This is a genomic window from Nocardia sp. PLKS1-43 (assembly GCF_059510335.1).
Genome location: NZ_JCAJZQ010000044.1, coordinates 1 through 1,471 on the forward strand (window position 1 = coordinate 1; position 1,471 = coordinate 1,471).

The following is a 1,471-nucleotide window of genomic DNA, read 5'->3' on the forward strand; positions in this document are numbered from 1 at the left end:
GTGCTCACTAGGGCACCATCCTTTCTGCAGCCCGAAGAGTTAGGGTTGTTGTCTCTCGGTTCCGGTGGGTGCATGGCCTGTAGTGCGAGCCATTCGATGGCCAGCATGAGTTCTGCCAGCCCCGCCGGGCCGAGGGCCGCAGACCGGTATCAGGAACACGCCCGTTCGAGGGCCGATTAGTGAGCTTCCGGCAGCGGCCCTCGTTTCCGGCGAGGCATCTCGTCGACCTCGAAGGAGCCATTCTGTGGCGTTCACCGGCTGGGACTGGGGCAACAACGCCCACGACGTCACCGTCATCGACGACGCCGGTACCAAACTCGACCGGTTCCCCGTCCCTCATACCGAGGACGGCATCGCCTCGGCGTTGGCGCGGCTGGCCCGCCACGGCAACCCCGCTGAGCTGCCGGTAGCGATCGAAACCACCCGCGGCCTGGTCGTGGATCGGCTGCTGGGGGCCGGGCACCCGGTGATCCCGGTGCACCCCAACGCCTTCCACGCCGCCCGGCCCCGTTGGGGCGCGGCGCGGGCGAAGAACGATCCCGGTGACGGGTTCAAGCTGGCCGACTACGCCCGCACCGACGGCCACCGGCTGCCGACGCTGGTACCGACCCTGCCCGAGACTCTCGAGCTGCAGGCATTGACCCGTCAGCGTGGTGACCATCTCGAACTGCGTGTCACCGCGGCCAACCAGCTCGCCGCCCTGCTCGATGCCCACTGGCCGGGTGGGAAAGCCATTTTCGCGCAACCACATTCGGTGATCGCCCTGGATTTCCTGGACCGCTACCCGACCCCGCAGGCCGCCGCAGGGCTCAGCCCGGCCCGCATCGGGCAGTTCTGCAAACGACGTGGCTACAGCGGCCGCCGCTCCGGCGCCGAACTGCTGGCACGGCTGCGTGACGCCCCGGTCGCAGCCAGCCGCCTCAGCGAAACCGTTGTCGCGCACCTGATCCGCGCACAGGTCGCGGTGGTGCGGTCGCTCCAGGCCGGCATCGACGCGCTCGACGCCGTGATCACCGAAGCCGTCGCCGCGCACCCCTACGCCCGGCTGCTGGCCGACCTGCCTCGCATCGGGACGTTGAACCTGGCCCAGATCATCGGCGAGGTCGGCCCCATCCTCGAGCGCGCCACCAGCTTTGATCAGCTCGCCGCCGAGACCGGCATCGCCCCGGTCACCCGCGCCTCGGGCAAGACCCACACCGTCGCGTTCCGGCACGCCACCAACCGGCGAGCCCGCAGGGCCCTGCACATCTGGCTGGACAACAGCCGCAGAGCCGACCCCTGGGCCGCGCAACGCTACGCCGACGCCCGGGGACGCGGGCAACGACATCCCCACGCCCTGCGCACCCTCGGCCGCGCCTGGCTGCGCATCATCTGGGCCTGCTGGCGCACCAAAACCACCTACAACCCAGCCCGGCACGACCAGGCGAAACAGCCGATCGCCGCGTAAGGGTTGACTCAGGAAACTCATGCC

At 69.7% G+C, this 1,471-nt stretch carries 1 protein-coding gene; it reads left to right on the top strand.

From position 1 onward, the window contains the following. Positions 1–244: 244 nt before the first annotated feature. Complete coding sequence (locus AC5WS7_RS40580; RefSeq protein ID WP_495959980.1) at positions 245–1,447, top strand: IS110 family RNA-guided transposase; 1,203 nt, start codon at positions 245–247, stop codon at positions 1,445–1,447. Positions 1,448–1,471 lie beyond the last annotated feature (24 nt).